Origin of the sequence: Asticcacaulis solisilvae (genome assembly GCF_017875235.1) — a bacterium.
Classification (GTDB): Bacteria; Pseudomonadota; Alphaproteobacteria; order Caulobacterales; family Caulobacteraceae; genus Asticcacaulis; species Asticcacaulis solisilvae_A.
Map to the genome: position 1 here is coordinate 127501 of NZ_JAGGMI010000006.1, position 19247 is coordinate 146747.

The window sequence follows — 19247 nt, forward strand, 5'->3', positions numbered from 1 at the left end:
ACAGTGCCTGCCGTGACCAAACGCCGGATATTGGGATTAGTGGGGCTTGGTGGCGTGGCTGCGGCCTTGACCGCGTGCAATACACTCAGCCTGTTCAACACCTTCACTCCCAAGGAAGGTGGCATTCGCCATGTGGCGAACGACGTCGCTTTCGGAGATGATCCGCGCCAGCGCTACGATGTCTATGCACCGAAAAACGCCACGGGCGATTTGCCCGTGGTGGTTTACTTCTATGGCGGCAACTGGGCATCGGGATCCAAGGACGACTATGTCTGGATGGGCCATGCCCTGGCGTCCATGGGCCATGTCGTCGTCGTACCCGACTACCGGCTGGTGCCGGAGCATCCCTATCCCGATTTCGTCTTCGATGGCGCGGCCGCCGTCAAACATGCGGTGACGCATGCCAAGGACTATGGTGGCGACGGGTCACGTCTGGCCCTGATGGGGCAATCGGCCGGCGGTTATATCGCCGCGCTTCTGCCGCTCGATCCGCAGTTTCTGGGTGATCTGCCCGTCAAGGCGGTGGTTGGCCTGGCGGGGCCTTACGACTTCTATCCATTCGACGTCGACGCGTCGCGCAACGCTTTTGGGCATTGGCCGCGGCCGGCCGAAACTCAGCCGATTACCCACGCCCGCAAGCTTGGCACCCACTTCCTGCTGATGCACAGCCGCGCCGACACCGTCGTCATGACCAAGAACGCCGTCAATCTCGACAAGGCTCTGCGCGACAAGGGCACGCCGTCGACGCTCAAGCTCTATGACGGCCTGAGCCACCAGGACATGGCGGCGGTGTTTTCCATCCCCTTCCGCAGCAAGGGAACGGTATTCGCCGACACCAGGGCTTTCCTGGCCTCAGTGCTGTGACGCAGGGCTGGTCCGCGCGATATAGGCGTCGTGCGGTGGCAGGCTGTTGAGGGCGCGGCCGTAGATGGTGCGCAGGTTGGCACAATATTCTTCCAGTTGCGCCTCACCGACCGCATAGGCCAAGGGCGCCGCCGTCTTCGGCACGATCCCTTGGCCGATCAGGACCTGCACCCAGTTCGATTCCCGGAACAGGTCGGCGTCCTCGATGATCAGGCGGCCATATTCGCGGAAGTATTCGATCTTGTGCGTCAGGCTGTCGGGCACAGCCATGGTCCGGCAGTGGTTCCAGAATGGGCTGTCGTCGCGCTCCGTGGCCTTGTAGTGCAGGACCAGAAAATCGCGGATCAGCTCGTATTCGTGGCTGGTCTGGCGATTGTATTCGGCGATCTGCAGCGGACTGAAACCCTTGTCCGGGAACATCTTGACGAAGCGCGTCAGGCCCGACTGTACGAGGTGGATGCTGGTCGATTCCAGCGGCTCCATAAAGCCCGCCGCCAGCCCAAAGGCGATGCAGTTCTTGACCCAACTGGCCTTGCGCCGGCCCGTGACGAACTGTAGCGGACGCGGATCGGCAAGCGGCCTGCCATCCAGATTGCCCATCAGGATGCGCGTGGCTTCGTCCTCATCCATGAAGGCGCTACAGAAGACGTGGCCGTTGCCGATCCGGTGTTGCAAAGGGATGCGCCACTGCCAGCCCGCCGAATGCGCCGTCGCGCGCGTGTACGGGAGAAGCGGCCCCGCCGACTCGCACGGCACCGCGATGGCGCGGTCACACGGCAGCCAATGCATCCAGTCGTCGTAGCCGGCCTTGAGCGCGCCTTCGATCAGCAGGCCGCGAAAGCCCGAACAGTCGACGAACAGGTCGCCTGCGATCGCCTCGCCGTCGGCCAGGGTGACAGATTCGATAAAGCCATCGTCGGCGCGCTGATTGACGCCGGTGATCTTGCCCTCGCGGCGGACCACGCCCTGGGCTTCGCAGATGCCGCGCAGATAGCGCGCCAGCAACATGGCGTCGAAATGCCAGGCGTGAGTGATGCCTTCGACCGGCGTGTCGGGAACGGTCTTCATCGGCGCGAAACGGTGGGCGTTCGACGCCAGGCTGTTCAGACTATAGTCCCACAGCGACTCAGTCCGGCCGGCCAGGTGCCGCCTGAGCCAGTACTGGTAAAACGGCACGATGCCGAGATCGCGGCCGGGGTTGCCAAAAGCGTGGATGTAGCGGCTGGCGGGTTTGAGCCAGTCCACGAACTCGATGCCGAGCTTGTAGGTGCCCTGGACCTTCGACAGCATGTCGTGTTCGGGAATCCCTAGGAACGTGAACAGGTTGACCAGGGGTGGAATGGTCGCTTCGCCGACGCCGACCGTGCCGATCTCTTCGGACTCGACGACAATAATTTCGGCCGCCTTGTTGAGGACACGGGCCAGCATGGTGGCGCTCAGCCAGCCGGCCGTGCCGCCGCCGACAATAATGACGCGCTTGATCAGGGATTCAGTCATATGAATGCCTTGGAAGAAAAACGCCTGCCGGAAAACCGGCAGGCGTTCTGTTTAGCAATCCGCCGGTGTGGTTACCAACGGTAGCTGAGACCCAGCAGGTAGGTCGAGCCGTACTTCTCTTCCTTGACCACATTGTTGCCCTTGTAGAGGTAGAAGGGCTCGTTGGTCAGGTTCGAACCCGACAGCGAGATGCCGAGGTTCTTCAGAGGACCGTCCTGGAAGGTGTAGCCGATCTGGGCGTCGACCACGTTTTCTTCCTGGACCTGGCGCGTCTGCAACGAGTTGGTGTAGTCCGGCACTTCACCCGTGAACTCGCCACGGAAGCGGCTGGAGACGCGGGCCGAGAAGCCGTACTTTTCGTAATAGACCGTCGTGTTGATCACTTCCTTCGACAGGCCCGGGATGTTGACCGGAGTGCCTGTGTTGTTCGGATCGATTTCGCTGTCGTTGTAGCTGGCGGTCAGGATTGCGCCGAAGCCATCAAGCCACGGCGTAATCAGCTCGCCCGGCACGGACACCGTGAACTCGGCGCCCCTGATCCAGCCGCCCTGGCCGTTGGCCTGAGCCGAGGTCGAGCCCATGCGGTTGGCGTCGGCCTTGGTGCAGATATTGACCGGTGTCGTACACGAGGCCGGGAGGGCCACGCCGGTATAGTCCTTGGCGACCGTCTGGTTGAAGATGTACGAAGTCAGGTCCTTATGGAAGAACGCTGCCGACACATACCCCTTGCGGCCGAAATACTTTTCGATCGACAGGTCAAAAGCGTTGGCTTTCCACGGACGGATCTGGGCGTTGCCGCCCGAGCCCGTCCAGTATACCGGCTGACCCTGGAAGGTCGCGGGCGGGCTGGTATCGTTGATGACGCTGGTGCTGGTGCCAGTGGCCATGTCGTCCATGCGCGGACGGGCCAGGGTCGTGCCGGCGCCGAAACGGACAGTGACGTCTTCGGCGACCGCGAAGTTCAGGTTCAGGCTGGGCAGGACGTCGGTGTACTTGTCGCCGTCTGCCTTGGTAACCGGTGTGCCCGCGCCGACAAAGATTGATTCGGCGCTTTGCTCAGCCGTCTGCGACATGACGCCGATATTGCCGGTGACCGGAATGCCGAACAGCTCGGTGTCGATGTCGGCACGGATGAAGGCGGCGTCGACCGTTTCCTCGACAAACCAGCTGCGGCGCAGTTGGTCATTGTCGGTGGCTTCGGTCAGGATGAAGACTCCGTCCTGCCACATGGCCAGCGAGTCGTAGGAGATCATGCCCGAGGTATTGCCCAGGAAGCTGGCATCGGTCACGCCCGTACGGTACTTTTCCGCCACGACGACCGTCGGAGCCGTCAGGCTCATATAGGCGGCGTAGTCGTCCTTGTCCTTGCTGCGTTCGATGCGGCTGTAGCCGAAGGCGATCTTGCTGAAGAGGCCGGACTCGATCTTGCGCTCGGCGACGAGCTTGATCATGTTCAGTTCGTCTTCGACGTGCGGCGCGCGGAAGAAGCCGCCACGGTTGGTCACCGGACCACCCCAGCCGCCCGGATCGGTCAGGAAGACCTTGCTGAAGTCGGAATAGTCGATCACACCCGACAGGTTATAGGCATGGTCCTTATCGGTCATGTCGAAGGTGATGGTGTCCGAGACGACCGAACCGGCAGCGCCGGTACCGGCGGTCGATTCGATGATGATGTCGTCGCGCGTCAGCTTCTGCGTGCTGAAGTCGGCATTCAGGGTCCACTGGTCGTTCAGGGCGTAGTTGATGTTCACGCCGATCTGGTCGGTCGTGGCCTGGCGGCGATTGGTATAGTTTTCGACCACCGTGTTGACGCCCGTGAAGACGCCGTGGTCGATATAGTCGCCATCGACCGTGTAGCCGGGCTGCAGCTGAGAGGAGCTCCACCACAGCGGATATTCCAGGCGGGCGATCTTCTGCAGTTCTTCAAATTCCGAGTGGAAGGCATCGACGACAACGCGCAGGCGGTCGTTCGGCTTCCATTCCAGGACACCCATCAGGCCGTCGCGTTCCAGGTTCGACGATTGCACACCGTTCTTCTGGCCGCCCAGAATGAACTTGTTCAGGCCGCCGCCCGCCGTACAGGTCGTGCCACCGTCACAGCGCGGGAAGTCGCCGTCGCCCCAGGGCTCGAGGCGGGTTACCTGATAGGGCGAGTCGGTATGCGCGTAGCCAAAGGCGACGCCCAGCGTCTTGTCGAAGAACTGGTCTATATAGTTGAACGACCAGCGGCTGCCCGAGTTTTCAAGGCCGCCAATCGCCGCCTCTTCCGAGTTCATTTCGCGGCGGATATTGACGGCGGCGGCACGCTTGCCATAGGCCAGCGGGCGCACGGTCTGCAGGTCGGCCGTGCCGGCGATGCCCTGGGTCGTCATCGAGGCGTTCGGCGTCTTGTAGATCAGCACCTGGCTGATCAGTTCGGACGGATACTGGTCGAATTCGACCGAGCGGTTGTCATTGGTCGACACCTGCTCGCGGCCGTTCATGGTGGTGACGGTATAGTCCGGACCAAGGCCACGGATCGACAGGGTCTGGGCACGGCCATTGGTGCGCTGGGCGGCGAGACCCGGCAGGCGCGCCAGGGACTCGGCGATCGAGGCGTCCGGCAACTTGCCGATATCTTCGGCCGAGACGGCTTCAACGATCTGGGTCGAGCGCTTCTTGGCGCTGATCGCGTCCTGGATGCCGCGACGAATGCCGGTGACGACAACGGTCTGGCTGTCTTCGCCCGCCGGCGCAGGCGTGTCCTGGGCCGTGGCAGGCATGGCGGCGAAAGCCGCAGCGATAAGTGCCAATGTACCGCCGCAGGTGAGCAGTTTTTTCTTGAACAAGCCCGGGTGGGCCTTGGGATGCAGCATAAGTTCCTCCTGTCCCCGTGTGACTTGCCGCGCTAAGGACCCTTTGTCCGCGCGACCACATACGTCTCAACCCGATAGGACGCTCTTTAAGTCCGGCGTCTGAGCGGCAATATCCCTGTGGCGTCGAGTTTTTGCAAGACCTTGCAAATTTTTGCAGTCGAAATTTTAAACTATTCGTAATCTTGTGGCTTTCGCGCTACGCATTCGCGTGAAAAGCCCAGATTTGACCCATAATTGTATGACATATGGCGTCGAATTCGCTTTTTGCGTGTATGATTCCGCCGAAACCTATTTTTGACGGAACATGAAAAAAATTGCAAATTTTTGTAATTTGTAATGACAACGCTGTCCGGTGACGAGTGTTGTCGTCACGCACCTTGTCAGCCGCCGCACGACTCCCGCACCACCAACTCGGTCGAGACGATTTCCGAATGGGTTTCGTCGTTGGAGATCGAACCGATCAGCTTTGAGACCATCAGCTTTCCCGCCCGTGACAGATCCTGGGAGATGGTCGTCAGACTGGGGTGGGTGAGACTGGCCAGTTGGATATTGTCATAGCCGACCACCGAAACGTCGCCCGGCACCTTCAGGCCCGCCCGCATCAGGCCGCGGATGGCGCCAAAGGCGATGATGTCGGAACAGGCGAACAGGCCGTCAAAACTGACGCCCTTGTTGAGCAGCCCGATCACGGAGGCTTCGGCTGAGGCCAGTTCGAAATGGGTCGGCACGACCAGGCGCGGATCGTATTCGATGCCCGCTTCGGCCAGCACATTGAGATAGCCCTGGAAACGCTGCTTCATCTCAGTGCCTTCGGTCTCGCCGAAATAGGCGATGCGCTTGCGGCCCAGCCGCGCCAGGTGCGCCGTGGCGCGCGTCCCGCCCTGAAGGTTATTTGAGCCGACCGTGCAATATTTCTGGCCGGCCAGTTCCTGGCCCCAGACGATGAACTTGTTGGTCGTGCCGGCCAGCATGTTGAAGCGATCATGCAGATAGCTCTGGCCCAGGAAGATAACGCCATCGGCCTTGATGTTCTGCATCAGGGTGACGAGGTCGTTCTGGTTGCGTGGCGTCAGGTGTGACAGCAGAAGGTCGCAGCCCATGTCGCGCGCCGCCTCGCCCACCGCCGAGATCATTTCCTGGTAGAAGGGGTCAGAAAACCGGCCCTCGCGGCCGTGCGGCGGCGGAATGACGATGGCGATCGTCGCCTGGCTGCCCGACATCGACAACGGCATATCGTGATTGAGCACATAGGAATGGTCGCGGGCAATCTTCCAGACGCGGCGCTTGGTGACGCGGTTGACCGCCGGCGAGTCGTTCAGAGCGCGCGAAACGGTCGCCACCGATACCCCCGCGATCCGCGCCAGATCCTCAAGCCTGATCTTGCCCCTGCCGCCGTCCATGCCGATGCCCCTGTGCACATATTGATTTGTATAATGATGGCAATTTGTTCAGCAAAAGCAAGTGCTTTCAGTAAAGCTGCAAATCTTGCAAGGAAATGTATGGAAAATGAAGGCTCTAGCGAATGTCCAAGCGCCCACATCGCCCATGCCGCCTTCCAATTGCCGTAAATCGGCGTATCCTGAAACAAAAGAGACGGAGGGCTAAAATGGTGTATCTGGTGGCAACCGCCGCGCTGGCATTCGCGCTCAATGCCGAACCGGCGCCCAAGCCCTATGGGCCGGCCGCCGAAGCGCAACCGGCCGGGGCACTTATCGTCGCCGGCCCGGACGAGACTTCGGACGCGGCGCGTCAGACCGACCGGATATCGCCGCCGCGCGACGACGATCAAAACCGCGCCTATGTCTGTGTCGACAATGATTGCAAGGTTGTTTCGCCCGTCTACAATACGCGCACGCCGATGGAGGCGGACACGCGTCCGTTCCGCACGTCATGGTGATTCGCGGCCTGCTCACCTGCGGCCTGCTGCTGGCTCTTGGCGCCTGCGCCGAACTCGAGGCCATGAACGGGCCACAGACGGCCGACATGACCTCGCCGCCACCTCCGCCGCAAAAGGTCTATTCCTACGCCGACCAGCCGGACACGCCGCCGCAGATCAAGGCCAAGGGCGTCATCGACAAGGGCGATACGACGGGCACCTATAACGGCGCGCAATATGTCTGCGCCGACGCGGCCTGCAAGAGCGCCATCCGCAGCGACATTCCCGTGCCGCCGGAAGGCCGGACAGGTCAAAAGAAAGATCAATAGGGACTTTACGCAACGTCGCGCGACCTGATAGGCAGACGCATCACCGCAAAGGCCTTTACATGTCGCAATTCGAAGCCCTGTCCGCCCTCAAGACCATCCGCCCGTCCAACCGCAAGCCGGACCAGCTGCGCGAGGTTATCATCGAGACGGGCGTGACGCGCTATGCGGAAGGGTCGTGCCTGGTCAGCTTCGGCCACACCAAGGTGCTGGTCACCGCTTCGGTCGAACAGGGCGTTCCCCCCTTCCTGAAGGGCAAGGGCCAGGGCTGGGTGACGGCGGAATACGGCATGCTGCCGCGGTCGACCCACACGCGCTCACGCCGCGAAGCCGCCGCCGGCAAACAGTCGGGTCGTACCCAGGAAATCCAGCGCCTGATCGGCCGCTCGATGCGCGCGGTCATTGACCTGAAGGCCTTGGGCGAACGCCAGATCACCATCGACTGCGACGTCATCCAGGCCGATGGCGGCACCCGTACCGCCTCGATTACCGGCGCCTGGGTGGCGCTGTCGCAGGCGTGCGACAAGCTGGTGGCCGACAAGCTGATCGAAAAATCGCCGATCCTCGACCAGATCGCCGCGATTTCGTGCGGCATCTATGCCGACACACCGGTGCTCGATCTCGATTACGACGAGGATTCAACCGCCGAAACCGACGCCAACTTTGTTATTACCGGCAGCGGCCATTCGGTCGAAATCCAGGCGACGGGCGAAAAGCGCGGCTTCTCACGCGACGAGTTCAATGAGTTGTTCGACCTGGCCCACGCCGGCTGCAAGACCCTGTTCGGCCTGCAAAACGCCGCACTGGGCAAACAGGCTTAGAGAGACTCCTCTTCGCCGTACTCCAGCAGATCGCCCGGACCGCAATTCAGCGCCCGGCACAGGACGTCGAGCGTCTTCAGGCGTACGGCCATAGCGGCCTGATCGCGCAAGACTTCGAGATCGCGCACGCTGATGCCGGTGCGGTCGGACAGCTCGACGATCGACAGGCGCTTTTTGGCGAGCATCTCAGCCAGACGAATCCTTATCATATGGTGAGGTCCGCTTCCTTGCGCAGTCGCGCGCCTTCCTTGAACACCTCGGCCAATACGAAGACGACCAGCACCGAGAACCAGGCGGTGACGGCGCGCAGGCCATAGAAGGGCTCGAACTTGAGGTCGAACACGCTTTCGGCCACGAAGCGCGCGACATAGCCGAACAGTTCGAGTCCGGCGAGGCCAAAACCGATCCAGCGCAGGCGCAGCGTATTGTCGGGATGGAAGACGTCACCTTCGGCAAGCGTCGCCAGGACCTGGCGCGTCCAGTGCATGATGAGGACATAGCCGCCCAGCGAAATGCTGAAGGCCAGCAGGATGACCGCCTGGGACGATGCCGGCAGGTGGGTCGCGACGTTCAGGGGCCGCGCCACTTCGACGGCGAGATTTGGCACGACCAGCAGACCCAAGGCCGCCAGGACGGTGACCGCCACGACCACATAGAGGCCGTAGTAGACGACATCGAGCGCTGTTTTCAGCAGGCTGGAAATCGAGCGCGGACCTAAAAAGCGCATGGCGGCATCCTTGATGAACTTAGACTGTTGTTTCTCACACGTCGCGGCCAGCACACAACACCCTTTTCATTTGGCACATTCCGGTTAAAACCGCCGCAAAAGGAGAGCCCATGCCCCTGTCCCTCATTCCCGGCCAGAAGCTGATCGCCGCCACGCACAATCCCGGCAAGGCGGTCGAAATCGCCAGCCTGCTGGAAGGCCGCTTTGAAATCGTCACCGCCAGCAGCCTGAACCTGCCCGAGCCAGACGAAACCGAGGTAAGCTTTGTCGGCAACGCCATCCTGAAGGCGCGCCATGCGGCCATGAAGGCGGGCATTGTCGCCCTGGCCGACGATTCGGGCTTGAGCATCGCGGCGCTCGGCGGCGAGCCGGGCGTGTTCAGCGCGCGCTGGGCGGGCCCAGACAAAGACTTCGTCCGCGCCGCCGAAGTCATCGAGCACAAGCTGCGTATTGCGCGCGAGGCCCAAGGGGAGGCGTTCAATCGCCGGGCCTGGTTTACCTGTGCATTGGCGGTGGCCTGGCCCGAAGGTCATGCGGTTGTGTTCGAAGGCAGCATCAACGGCGAGATCGTGGCGCCGCGTGGCACCATGGGCTTCGGCTATGACCCCATCTTCCAGCCGGACGGTTACGACACGACCTTCGCGGAAATGACCGCTGACGCCAAGGACGTCATCAGCCACCGCCATCTGGCGTTCGAACAGTTGAAGGCAGCTCTTCTGTGAGAGCATCTGTCCCTAAAGCCCCTTCTCCCCGCTTGCGGGGAGAGGGCTGGGGTGAGGGGCAAATAGCCGCGTGCACTGACAGCGTTTTGCCCCTCATCCGGCCCTGCGGGCCACCTTCTCCCCGGCCTCGCCGGCGGGCAAAGCTGGGAGAAGGGATGTGATCAGCCTCTACGTTCACTGGCCCTACTGTTCGCGCATCTGTCCCTATTGCGATTTCAACGTCACGCGCGACCGTGGACAGGCCAGCCAGCGCACCCTCTTCGACGCCATCCTGACCGACCTGAAAAGCCAGGCGGCGATGATCGGGCCGCGCAAATTGGCCAGCGTCTTCTTCGGCGGCGGCACACCGTCGCTGCTGCCGCCGGAGTGGGTGGCTGAACTGATTACCACCGCCCGCAGCCTGTTCGACGACGGCGGCGCTATCGAAATCACCCTTGAAGCCAATCCAACCGACGCCGAAATCGGCCGCTACGAAGACTTCCGTCAGGCCGGGATCAATCGCCTGTCTCTCGGCGTGCAGTCGCTCGATGACGCAGCACTGACCTTCCTCGGCCGCAACCATTCCGCCGCCGAAGCCATACGTGGCATCGAGACCGCACAGAAGGTCTTCGGCCGCGTGTCGCTCGACCTGATCTATGCCCTGCCGCAGCAAAGCCTTGCGGCATGGGAGAGCGAACTGAAGGCAGCCATACACCTCGGCATCGAACATATTTCGCCCTATCAGCTAACTATCGAAGCAGCGACGGCATTTGGCCGCGCCGTCCGCCGCAAGCAGTGGGCCCCGCCGCAGGACGACCTGGCTGAAGCCTTCTATTTCCAGACGCAGGAAACGCTGGAAGCGCACGGTTTCGAAGCCTACGAAATCTCCAACCACGCCAATGCCCGCGCCGCACGTTCGGCACATAACGTGCTGATCTGGGAGGGCATCGACTATATCGGCATCGGCCCAGGTGCCCATGGACGCCTCACGCGTGACGGCCGTCGCCACGCCACCACCGCCCTCAGCGATCTGAAAGCCTATGTGGCGCGGATTGAAGCCACAGGCACCGGCCACGACATCGAAGTCCTCTCACCCCTGGAGGCCGAGGAAGAAGCGACCATGCTGGGCCTGCGCCTGTCGGATGGCCTCGATCTCACGCGCACGCCGTCGCTCGATCTTGCCACGCGCGCAGCCCCGCTCATCGCCGACGGCTTTATGGCGGTGGAAGGCAATCGTCTGTGCGCCACGCCGAAAGGCCGTGTCCTGCTGGACAGACTCTTGATGGAATTGCTGGCATAACAGCACCTGTTACAATTTTACCGCACCGCAACATAACTGCATTTTTTTCCGGGAACAGAGATTGACCCGGTGTGCAAACCCTGCTGAAAGCCCCGTCCTTCCCGAATAAGAGGTATTTCTATGCTTAAGATTGCTGCCATTTCCGCCGTTGCCCTGGTTGCCGCCTTCGCTGGCGCTGCTCAGGCCCAGGACGCCGGCAAGTATTATGTCGAAGGCGGTTACGCCAACATCCAGTTCCAGGACGAAAGCTTCGGTGCCGCCAATTTCGGCGCCGGCATCAAGTTCAATAAGTATCTGGGCGCGGAAGCCAACGCATCCTTCGGCATTTCTGAGCAATCCTACGTCGAACAAGGCGTCACCGTCGACGTGAAGGTCGACAATGTTGTCGCGGCCTACCTGGTTGCTTCTTACCCCGTGTCGGCAAATGTCGAACTGCTGGGTCGCGTCGGTTTCCTGCGCGGCGAACTGAGCGGTAAGGCCAGCGGTGTCAAGGTTTCGTTCGATGACGACGCCTTTGCCGCCGGTGTTGGCGTCCGCTACTTCCCGAACGGTGGCGTCCATGGCGTCCGCGCCGACTTCACCCGCGCCGAGTTCGAAGAGAGCGACGTCGATCAGCTCTCGATCTCCTACGTCCGCCGCTTCTAAGCCGCGTACCGAATGATGAAAGCGCCGCCCTTCACACCGAGGGGCGGCGCTTTTTTGCGTTTGAAGCGGGAAATCTGCTAATCACAAAAAATGGAATCCCTCTTCGCCCCGCCGCCCCGTCCCGTCACGCCCGGCCTCTATATCGTCGCCACGCCGATCGGGAACCTGCGCGACATCACCTTACGGGCGCTCGACGTGCTGCGCGCCGCCGATGTCGTCCTGGCCGAAGATACCCGCGTCGCCGGCAAGCTGCTTTCGGCCTACGATATCAAAAAGCCCCTGCTGCGCTATGACGACCACGCCGGGCCGCAGGTCTTGCCGCAGATCATCGAGCGTCTGCGTGCCGGGCACGTAGTGGCGCAGATTTCAGACGCCGGCACGCCGCTGATTTCCGACCCCGGCTTCCGGCTGGTCGAGGTCGCGCGCGAAACCGGCGCCAATGTCCACCCCATCCCGGGCGCATCGTCTGTACTGGCAGCGCTGTGTCTGGCCGGCCTGCCGACCGACCGCTTCATGTTCGCCGGCTTCCTGCCCAACAAGTCGGCTGCCCGCCGCACGGCTTTGGGTGAGGTCGCTTCGATCGCCTCGACGCTGATCTTCTTTGAGACCGGCCCGCGCCTGCATGAGTCCCTGAAAGACATGACCGAGGTCCTGGGTGACCGCCAGGCCTGCGTCTGCCGCGAGCTGACCAAGCTCTATGAGAGCGCGTACCACGGCCGTCTGAGCGATCTCGTCAATGACCCGCATCTGGCCGAACCCAAGGGCGAGATCGTCATCATCGTCGCGCCGCCGTCCGAAGAAAAGCCGTCCACAGATAATCTTGAAGACGCGCTGAAACTGGCCTTGGAACAATATTCGCCCTCCGATGCCGCCCAGCAGCTGGCGCATATGTTCGGCCTGCCGCGCAAGGTCATCTACCAGAAGGCGCTGGAGATGAAGGGCCGCGATCGTGGATAGGGCGGCCACGGGCTTTGCGGCGCGCAAACGCGGCCATCTGCTCGAATATGTCGCCCTCGTCCACCTGATGCTGAAAGGCTATCGTATCCTCGGTTTCCGGCTGAAAACGCCGCGCGGCGAAATCGACATCCTGGCGCAGAAGGGCCAGAGGCTGGCGGTCATCGAGGTCAAGAGCCGGATGACAATCGAGGCCGCCGTCGAATCCGTCTCATTCATTCAACAGGAACGACTGTGGCAGGCGGGTCTGGCGCTGCAGGCGCGCAAACCGCAACTGGCGCGGCTCGACCTCAACATCGACCTCTATACGTTGGTGCCCGGGCAATGGCCGCGCCACGCGATCAATGCCTTTGAAAAGGTTGAACGCTTTTAGCTTGTCATTCCTCGTGCACGCTCACATATGAGCTTCTCCTAGCGTTCAATCGCCACGCGGGCTTTCCGCGCATGGGCTCGGGCGCGCAGTCGCGCTTGCCAAGCTGCAAGCAGCTTGGAAACGAGGGCATAGCACATGGCTTTACGCGTCGCCGTCCAGATGGACCCGATCGAGCGCATCAATATCGCTGCGGACACCACCTTCCTGCTGATGATGGCGGCGCAGCGGCGCGGACATGAGCTGTGGGTCTATGAGCCTCGCCATCTCAGCCAGGACACTGGCCGTGTCTTTGCCCGCGCGCGCAAAGTCACATTGCGCGAGGTCAAGGGCGACCACGTCACGCTCGGTGACTTCGAACACCTCGACCTGCACGACGATGTCGACGTCATCCTGATGCGCCAGGACCCGCCATTCGACGTCGCCTACATCACCGCCACCTACCTGCTCGAAGCCGTCCACCCGAAAACGCTCGTCGTCAACGATCCGCGCTCGGTGCGCGACGCGCCGGAAAAGCTGCTGGCGACGCGCTTCGAAGGCCTGCAGCCGCCGACCCTGATCTCGGCCGATCCGGTCGCGCTCAATGACTTCTTTGCCAAACACGGCGACTGTATCTTAAAGCCCCTGCACGGCGCGGCCGGCAACGGCGTCATCAAGCTCAAGGCCGGTGATCGCAATCTCGACGCGCTGATCGAGATCATGGCCAGCATCAGCCGCGAACCCGTCGTGTTGCAAAAGTTCATCCCGGCCGTCAGCGCCGGTGACAAGCGTATTATCCTGGTCGACGGTGAAATCGCCGGCGGCATCAACCGCGTGCCGGAACAGGGTGCCGTGCGGTCCAACCTGCGCGTCGGCGGCCGCGCCGAACCGCTGGTCCTCACCGACCGCGACCGCGAAATCTGCGAACGGCTGAAACCTGTGCTGAAAGAACGCGGCCTGATGTTTGTCGGCATCGATGTCATCGGCGATTACCTGACGGAAATCAATGTTACATCGCCCACGGGCGCGGTCCAGTTAAAGACCTTTGAAGAAATCGATGTCGGCGACGTTTTGTGGGATTGCATCGAAGCCAAACGGGGTTCATAAGGCTCCTCCCCGGTCCCTGATAAAGAGGCGACCGGCCCCTTCAGTACACCCTTGCCAGCCGCTCCGCGTGGACCTTTTCCCACGGGGATATATGCAATTGCGCATTTGTTCGAACTTTGTTCTTGCTTTGTCTTTATCTCTGACCTAGGGTGTGGATAATTTTCCGGGTGAGAGCGGGGAACACATGCCAGGGCGGGTAACGACAATAGCATTCGACGGAGCTGAGGCGCGACGCGTCGATGCCGAGATCGTTCTGACGGGTGGACCGGTTGCGTTTAGCATTGTCGGCCTGGGCGACAAGGCCGTCGCCGAAAGCAAGGAACGCGTGCGCGGCGCCTTCGCCGGGATGGGCCTTCGCACCCCCAGCAAACGGATCGTCGCCAACCTCTCGCCGGCTGACCTGCCAAAGGAAGGCACGCATTACGACCTGCCGATCGCGCTGGCGCTGATGATCGTCATGGGCATCATCCCGCAGGACGCGCTCGACGGCTATGTCTGCGTCGGCGAACTGAAGCTGGATGGCCAGATCGGCGCGATCAGCGGCGCGCTTCCGGCCGCCATCGCCGCCAATCAGTTGGGCATGGGCTTGATCTGCCCCCACGACAATGGTCCCGAAGCCGCCTGGGCGGGTGACGACGTCAATATCCTGGCGCCGAAATCGCTGATCGCCCTGATCAACCATTTCAAGGGACTGGCTATCGTGGAACGCCCGGCCCGGGGCACATTCCGCGACGCCAGCCACGCCTACGACCTGCGCGAGGTCAAGGGCCAGGAAGTGCCCAAGCGCGCTTTGGAAGTGGCTGCGGCCGGTGGACACAACCTGCTGTTTGTCGGGCCGCCGGGTTCGGGCAAGTCGATGCTGGCCCAGCGCCTGCCCGGCATCCTGCCGGCGATGAATTCGAAAGAACTGCTCGAGACCTCGCAGATCTGGTCAATGGCCGGGCTGATCGCCAAGGGCGAACTGACACGCGACCGGCCGTTTCGCAATCCGCATCATTCCGCCTCCATGGCCGCCCTGACCGGCGGCGGGATGCGCGCCCGTCCAGGCGAGGTGTCGCTGGCGCACAATGGCGTGCTGTTTCTCGACGAACTGCCGGAATTCTCGCCCCAGGCGCTCGATTCGCTGAGGCAGCCGCTGGAGACGTCAGAGGTCGTGGTGGCGCGCGCCAATCACCACGTCCGCTATCCGGCGCGTGTGCAATTGGTGGCGGCGATGAACCCCTGCCGTTGCGGCCACGGCGTGCCGGTCGGCGGCGCCGGCAAGGGCGCGTGCGGCAAGGCCCCACGCTGCCTGCGCGACTATCAGGGCCGGGTGTCGGGCCCCTTGATGGACCGCATCGACCTGCAGATCGACGTGCCGCCGGTCACCGCCGTCGACCTGGCCCTGCCCGCGCCCGCCGAAGGCAGCGCCGAGGTCGCCGCCCGTGTTGCCGCGGCGCGCGACATGCAGACCGAGCGCGCGATGAAGCTGGACCTGCCGCCGGAAAACGCGCTGAACGCCACGGCCTACGGAACGGGCCTGGAAAAAATCTGCGCCCTCGATCCGCAAGCGACGGCGTTGCTGACCAAGGCGGCCGAACAGTCCGGATTGACGGCGCGCGGCTGGACGCGGACGCTCAGGCTGGCGCGCACCATCGCCGATCTCGAACAGTCGGGCGCGGTGCTGCGCCGCCACGTTGCCGAGGCGCTGGTCTATCGCCGTACCGGTGTGATCGAGCCCGTTCCTGCCGCCTTTTGAGGTTTATCGCGCGCTCTTTGACCAACCTTAACTTTTGTCGTGTAGGGTGGTGTGATCGGAAGAGCAGGGTGGCAAAACGCCAGATGACGACAGACGGTATCCCGGAAGCAGACGGCCAGACGCTGGAAGAGCGACTCAAGGCGCGCGAAGACTTCTTCCGTTTGATGAGTCATGAAATCCGCACGCCGCTCAACGGCGTCATGGGCATGCTGCAGCTTATGGCGCGCACGCCGCTGACCCCTGACCAGCAATCCTATCTGGCGACCGCGCGCGAGTCCGGCGAACACTTGCTGACGCTCGTCAACGACCTGCTCGACTATGCCCGTCTCGACGCCGGTCGTATCGAACTCGAAGCCAGCGAAGTCCGCCTCGAACCCCTGCTGCAAGGCGTAGCCGAACTGCTGTCGCCACGCGCCCACGCCGCCGGCACGGAGATCGTCTGGGCGCTGGATCCGCGCCTTGAGTCGATCGTGTCCGACGAAGGCCGCCTGCGCCAAATCCTGTTCAATCTGGCCGGCAATGCACTAAAGTTTACCGAAACCGGCGGCGTACTGATCCGCGTCTCCCTGACCGACGACGAACAGGTCCGCCTGAGCGTCCGCGATACCGGCTCGGGCATCGCTCCGGAAGCGCGCTCGCGCATCTTCGAAGAATATGGCCAGGCCGATCCGACCCACGCCACGCGCTATGGCGGCGCGGGCCTCGGCCTTGTCGTCGTCAAGAAACTGGTCGAAGCCATGGACGGCACGCTGACGCTTGACAGCGAGGTCGGCGCCGGTTCGGAGTTCGCCGTCCAGTTCCGCGCGCCTTTCACCTTGCGCGCCACTCAGGCCGCGCCCGTTACGCATGACGTGACCCTGGTCACGCACAATGCCGTCCTGACCGAAGGCGCGCAGTGCCACTTAAGCGCCGTCGCCTCCGAGTTGCGTACCCTGACCACGCTCGCCGGCGACCTGTCGGCCACCATTACCCTTTACGACCGTGCTGCCGCGACGGGCCCCTCGCCCGCGCCATCGCCCCATAGCCTGATCCTCCTGGCGCCCGAAGAGCGCAGCGAAATCCAGGCATGGCGCGATCACGGCTGGGCCGGCTATCTGATCAAGCCCCTGCGCCGCAATTCACTGATCCAGCGCCTGGATGCCCTCAAATCCCCGCTTGAGACCGCACCCGCACCGATCGCGCAGGAAGACGAGCGGATCGCCGCCGAATCCGGTCAGGACACTATGGTCCTGCTCGTCGAGGACAACCCGGTCAACGCGCTGCTCGCCTCCATCCTGCTGCAACGTGAAGGCTGCCGCGTCGAACGCGCGGCGTCGGGCGAAGACGCCCTCGACATGATCAAGACGCGCGCCTTCGACCTGATCTTCATGGACCTTGGCCTGCCCGGCCTCGACGGCCTTGGCACAACCCGGGCGCTGCGTGCCTTCGGCTGCCATACGCCGGTCATCGCGCTGACGGCCAATGCCTACGAAGAAGACCGCCGCGCCTGCATGGCGGCCGGTATGAACGACTTCCTCACCAAGCCGATCGAGATCGCCGCCCTGCGCGCCCGTCTCGCGACCTGGACGCAAGGTCCGCTCCGCCACAGCGCCTAGAGCATTTCCGTGCGAAGGGGATACCAGTTCGCCGCAGGAAATGTGATAAAACAAGAACTTAGAGCAGTGCTCCGCTTCCTCCGAAGCGGGGCAACGCTCTAGACAGCACACACAAACCCTCTTACGCTCCCTGTAGAAACAGGGACCTTAGAGCATGACCGAAACGCCGCTGCCGGACGCACCGCGCAAATCCGTTATCGACAGCATCAGGCCTTTCGTGAGCCGACCGGCCCTTGTCATGATCCTGCTCGGCTTTTCGTCCGGCCTGCCTCTGTCGCTGATCTTCGATACGCTCCAGGTCTGGCTGCGTGACGTCGACCTGTCGCTCACCACCATTGCCTATTTCTCGCTCGTCACCTTCGTCTACAGCCTGAAGTTCGTCTGGGCGCCGGTGCTCGACCGCGTCGGCCTGCCCGGCCTGACCTTCATGCTGGGCCATCGTCGTGGCTGGATCCTGTTCAGCCAGGCCGTTATCATGGCAGGCCTGTGGGTCATCTCAGGCCTGAACCCCCAACAACATCTCGGCTGGATGGCCGTCGCCGCCGTCATCATCGGCCTGGCCGGCGCCACCCAGGACATTGTCATCGACGCCTGGCGCATTGAAACCGCAGGCGCACAGTCAAGCAATCAGGCGGTCCTTGCGACCGCCGCCGCCTGGGGCGCACGGATCGCGCCCTTCGTATCAGGCATCGTGCCGCTGGCCATAGCGGATACACTTGGCTGGGGCTTTGCCTACGCTCTGATGGCCGCACTGATGGGGCTTGGCATTATCGGCGTCCTGCTGGCGCCGCGCGGCGCGGAACACACTGTCCGGCCTATCGAGTATGGCGACGCGCCCGCGCGGCCTGCGGCTGAGCTGATCGAGTGGGCCGCACGTCTGGTTCTCATGGCGGTTGCCATCTGCCTGCTAGGCGCCGGCCTTACGGCCAATATCGAACTGTTCAAGGGCCTATTCCCCGGCGAAACCGCCTTCAATGCCGTCAACAGTATCTGGACCGCTAAGGGGCTCGGCATCTTCGTCCAGTTCGCGGCGGTCGTCGCTGGCCTCGGCCTATTGGTTGTCACCTGTCTGCCTATTCCTGGCGCGCTGACGCGACCGGGTGCATACCTGCGCCAGACCTTCGTCGATCCGATCGCGTCCTTCTTCAGCCGCCACGAAAGACTGGCTGGGTTGATCCTGGCGACCATCTGTCTCTACCGGATTTCGGACTTCCTGCTGAACGTCAACGGCGCCTTCTATCTCGACCTCGGCTTCGACAAGCTGGCCATCGCTGAGGTGCGCAAGATTTTCGGCGTGGTCATGACCATGATCGGCGTAGGCCTCGGCGGGTTCTGCATGACGCGCTTCGGCATTCGGCCCAGTCTGGTCTTTGGCGCCATTGTCTGCGGAGCTTCCAACATTGCCTATGCCTGGCTGGCGATCCAGGGCAACAGTTTGTTCGCCTTCTCGGTCGCCCTGGCCATCGACAATATCTCGGCCGGCGTCGCGGGGACAGTTCTGATCGCCTACATGTCGTCACTGATATCGACGGGCGGCTATGTCGCACAGCAATATGCGCTTTTCACCTCACTCTATGCCCTGCCTGGTAAACTTCTGGCATCGCAATCAGGCCGGATGATCGAGACAATCGCTCAAGGTGCCGACCATGGCGGCCTGGCCTCAGGCCTAAAGGGCCTGTTCGCCGGCCTGCCCGCCGTGTCCTACGAGAAACCCGCCGCGACGCTCGGTGTCAGTCGCGAGGCCTTGGGCAGCGGCTATGTGGTTTTCTTCCTCTACACCGCAGTCATCGGCTTTATCGCCATCGTGCTCAGCGTCTGGCTGACGCGCCTCCAGAAGACGCAGGACGCGACGCAAACGAAAGAAGCCGGGGCATAACCCAGCTTCCCTTACA

18 protein-coding genes are annotated in these 19247 nt (G+C 62.6%); 13 read left to right on the forward strand and 5 right to left on the reverse strand.

The window, feature by feature from the left end; all coding sequences use genetic code 11:
- Nucleotides 1-3 precede the first annotated feature (3 nt).
- On the forward strand, nucleotides 4-864 hold the full coding sequence (locus tag J2X24_RS11840) for an alpha/beta hydrolase (protein ID WP_209721533.1): 861 nt from the start codon (nucleotides 4-6) through the stop codon (nucleotides 862-864).
- Here J2X24_RS11840 and J2X24_RS11845 read toward each other — a convergent pair.
- From J2X24_RS11845 to J2X24_RS11855, 3 genes are all read right to left on the reverse strand, one after another.
- Nucleotides 853-2361, reverse strand: coding sequence for a tryptophan halogenase family protein (locus J2X24_RS11845; RefSeq protein WP_209721536.1), 1509 nt, complete (start codon nucleotides 2359-2361; stop codon nucleotides 853-855). The two genes, J2X24_RS11840 and J2X24_RS11845, sit on opposite strands and share 12 nt — an antisense overlap.
- A gap of 71 nt (nucleotides 2362-2432) precedes the next feature.
- Complete coding sequence (locus J2X24_RS11850; protein ID WP_209721538.1) at nucleotides 2433-5216, reverse strand: TonB-dependent receptor; 2784 nt, start codon at nucleotides 5214-5216, stop codon at nucleotides 2433-2435.
- Nucleotides 5217-5596: 380 nt separating this feature from the next.
- A complete protein-coding gene (locus J2X24_RS11855; protein WP_209721541.1) occupies nucleotides 5597-6616 on the reverse strand; it encodes a LacI family DNA-binding transcriptional regulator in 1020 nt (339 codons plus the stop codon).
- Between the two features lie 206 nt (nucleotides 6617-6822).
- On the opposite strand from J2X24_RS11855, the gene J2X24_RS11860 reads away from it, so the two are divergent.
- The 3 genes from J2X24_RS11860 to rph all read left to right on the forward strand — a co-directional run bounded on the left by J2X24_RS11860 (nucleotide 6823) and on the right by rph (nucleotide 8239).
- Nucleotides 6823-7113, forward strand: a complete 291-nt coding sequence (locus J2X24_RS11860) for a hypothetical protein (protein WP_209721544.1) — start codon at nucleotides 6823-6825, stop codon at nucleotides 7111-7113.
- Nucleotides 7107-7421 (forward strand): hypothetical protein, encoded by a 315-nt coding sequence (locus J2X24_RS11865; protein ID WP_209721547.1) that lies wholly within the window; start codon nucleotides 7107-7109, stop codon nucleotides 7419-7421. The genes J2X24_RS11860 and J2X24_RS11865 overlap by 7 nt, the downstream gene beginning before the upstream one ends.
- A 95-nt stretch (nucleotides 7422-7516) precedes the next feature.
- Nucleotides 7517-8239, forward strand: a complete 723-nt coding sequence (rph, locus tag J2X24_RS11870; protein ID WP_209722030.1) for a ribonuclease PH — start codon at nucleotides 7517-7519, stop codon at nucleotides 8237-8239.
- Here the strand turns inward: rph and J2X24_RS11875 are convergent.
- Nucleotides 8236-8424 (reverse strand): helix-turn-helix domain-containing protein, encoded by a 189-nt coding sequence (locus J2X24_RS11875; protein ID WP_209721549.1) that lies wholly within the window; start codon nucleotides 8422-8424, stop codon nucleotides 8236-8238. The two genes, rph and J2X24_RS11875, sit on opposite strands and share 4 nt — an antisense overlap.
- Nucleotides 8425-8444: 20 nt before the next feature.
- Nucleotides 8445-8966, reverse strand: coding sequence for a DUF2975 domain-containing protein (locus J2X24_RS11880; RefSeq protein ID WP_209721552.1), 522 nt, complete (start codon nucleotides 8964-8966; stop codon nucleotides 8445-8447).
- Between the two features lie 110 nt (nucleotides 8967-9076).
- Here J2X24_RS11880 and rdgB point away from each other — a divergent pair, with 110 nt between their 5' ends.
- The 9 genes from rdgB (at nucleotide 9077) to J2X24_RS11925 (ending at nucleotide 19231) form a co-directional block, all read left to right on the forward strand.
- Nucleotides 9077-9688 carry an RdgB/HAM1 family non-canonical purine NTP pyrophosphatase gene (gene rdgB, locus J2X24_RS11885; protein WP_209721555.1) on the forward strand — a complete coding sequence of 204 codons (612 nt, stop codon included), beginning with the start codon at nucleotides 9077-9079 and terminating at the stop codon, nucleotides 9686-9688.
- A 157-nt stretch (nucleotides 9689-9845) separates the two neighbouring features.
- Entirely contained in the window at nucleotides 9846-10967 is a 1122-nt protein-coding gene (gene hemW / locus J2X24_RS11890) for a radical SAM family heme chaperone HemW (RefSeq protein ID WP_310003541.1), read from the forward strand.
- A 120-nt stretch (nucleotides 10968-11087) separates the two neighbouring features.
- Nucleotides 11088-11612 carry a porin family protein gene (locus J2X24_RS11895; RefSeq protein ID WP_209721558.1) on the forward strand — a complete coding sequence of 175 codons (525 nt, stop codon included), beginning with the start codon at nucleotides 11088-11090 and terminating at the stop codon, nucleotides 11610-11612.
- A 90-nt stretch (nucleotides 11613-11702) separates the two neighbouring features.
- Entirely contained in the window at nucleotides 11703-12569 is an 867-nt protein-coding gene (rsmI, locus tag J2X24_RS11900; RefSeq protein ID WP_209721561.1) for a 16S rRNA (cytidine(1402)-2'-O)-methyltransferase, read from the forward strand.
- Nucleotides 12562-12939 (forward strand): YraN family protein, encoded by a 378-nt coding sequence (locus J2X24_RS11905; RefSeq protein WP_310003544.1) that lies wholly within the window; start codon nucleotides 12562-12564, stop codon nucleotides 12937-12939. Before rsmI ends, J2X24_RS11905 begins: the two co-directional genes overlap by 8 nt.
- Before the next feature lie 135 nt (nucleotides 12940-13074).
- Complete coding sequence (gene gshB, locus J2X24_RS11910) at nucleotides 13075-14022, forward strand: glutathione synthase (protein ID WP_209721564.1); 948 nt, start codon at nucleotides 13075-13077, stop codon at nucleotides 14020-14022.
- Nucleotides 14023-14206: 184 nt separating this feature from the next.
- Nucleotides 14207-15760 carry a YifB family Mg chelatase-like AAA ATPase gene (locus tag J2X24_RS11915; protein WP_209721567.1) on the forward strand — a complete coding sequence of 518 codons (1554 nt, stop codon included), beginning with the start codon at nucleotides 14207-14209 and terminating at the stop codon, nucleotides 15758-15760.
- A gap of 83 nt (nucleotides 15761-15843) precedes the next feature.
- Entirely contained in the window at nucleotides 15844-17355 is a 1512-nt protein-coding gene (locus tag J2X24_RS11920; RefSeq protein WP_209721570.1) for a response regulator, read from the forward strand.
- A gap of 154 nt (nucleotides 17356-17509) precedes the next feature.
- Nucleotides 17510-19231 carry an AmpG family muropeptide MFS transporter gene (locus J2X24_RS11925; RefSeq protein ID WP_209721573.1) on the forward strand — a complete coding sequence of 574 codons (1722 nt, stop codon included), beginning with the start codon at nucleotides 17510-17512 and terminating at the stop codon, nucleotides 19229-19231.
- Nucleotides 19232-19247: the final 16 nt, after the last annotated feature.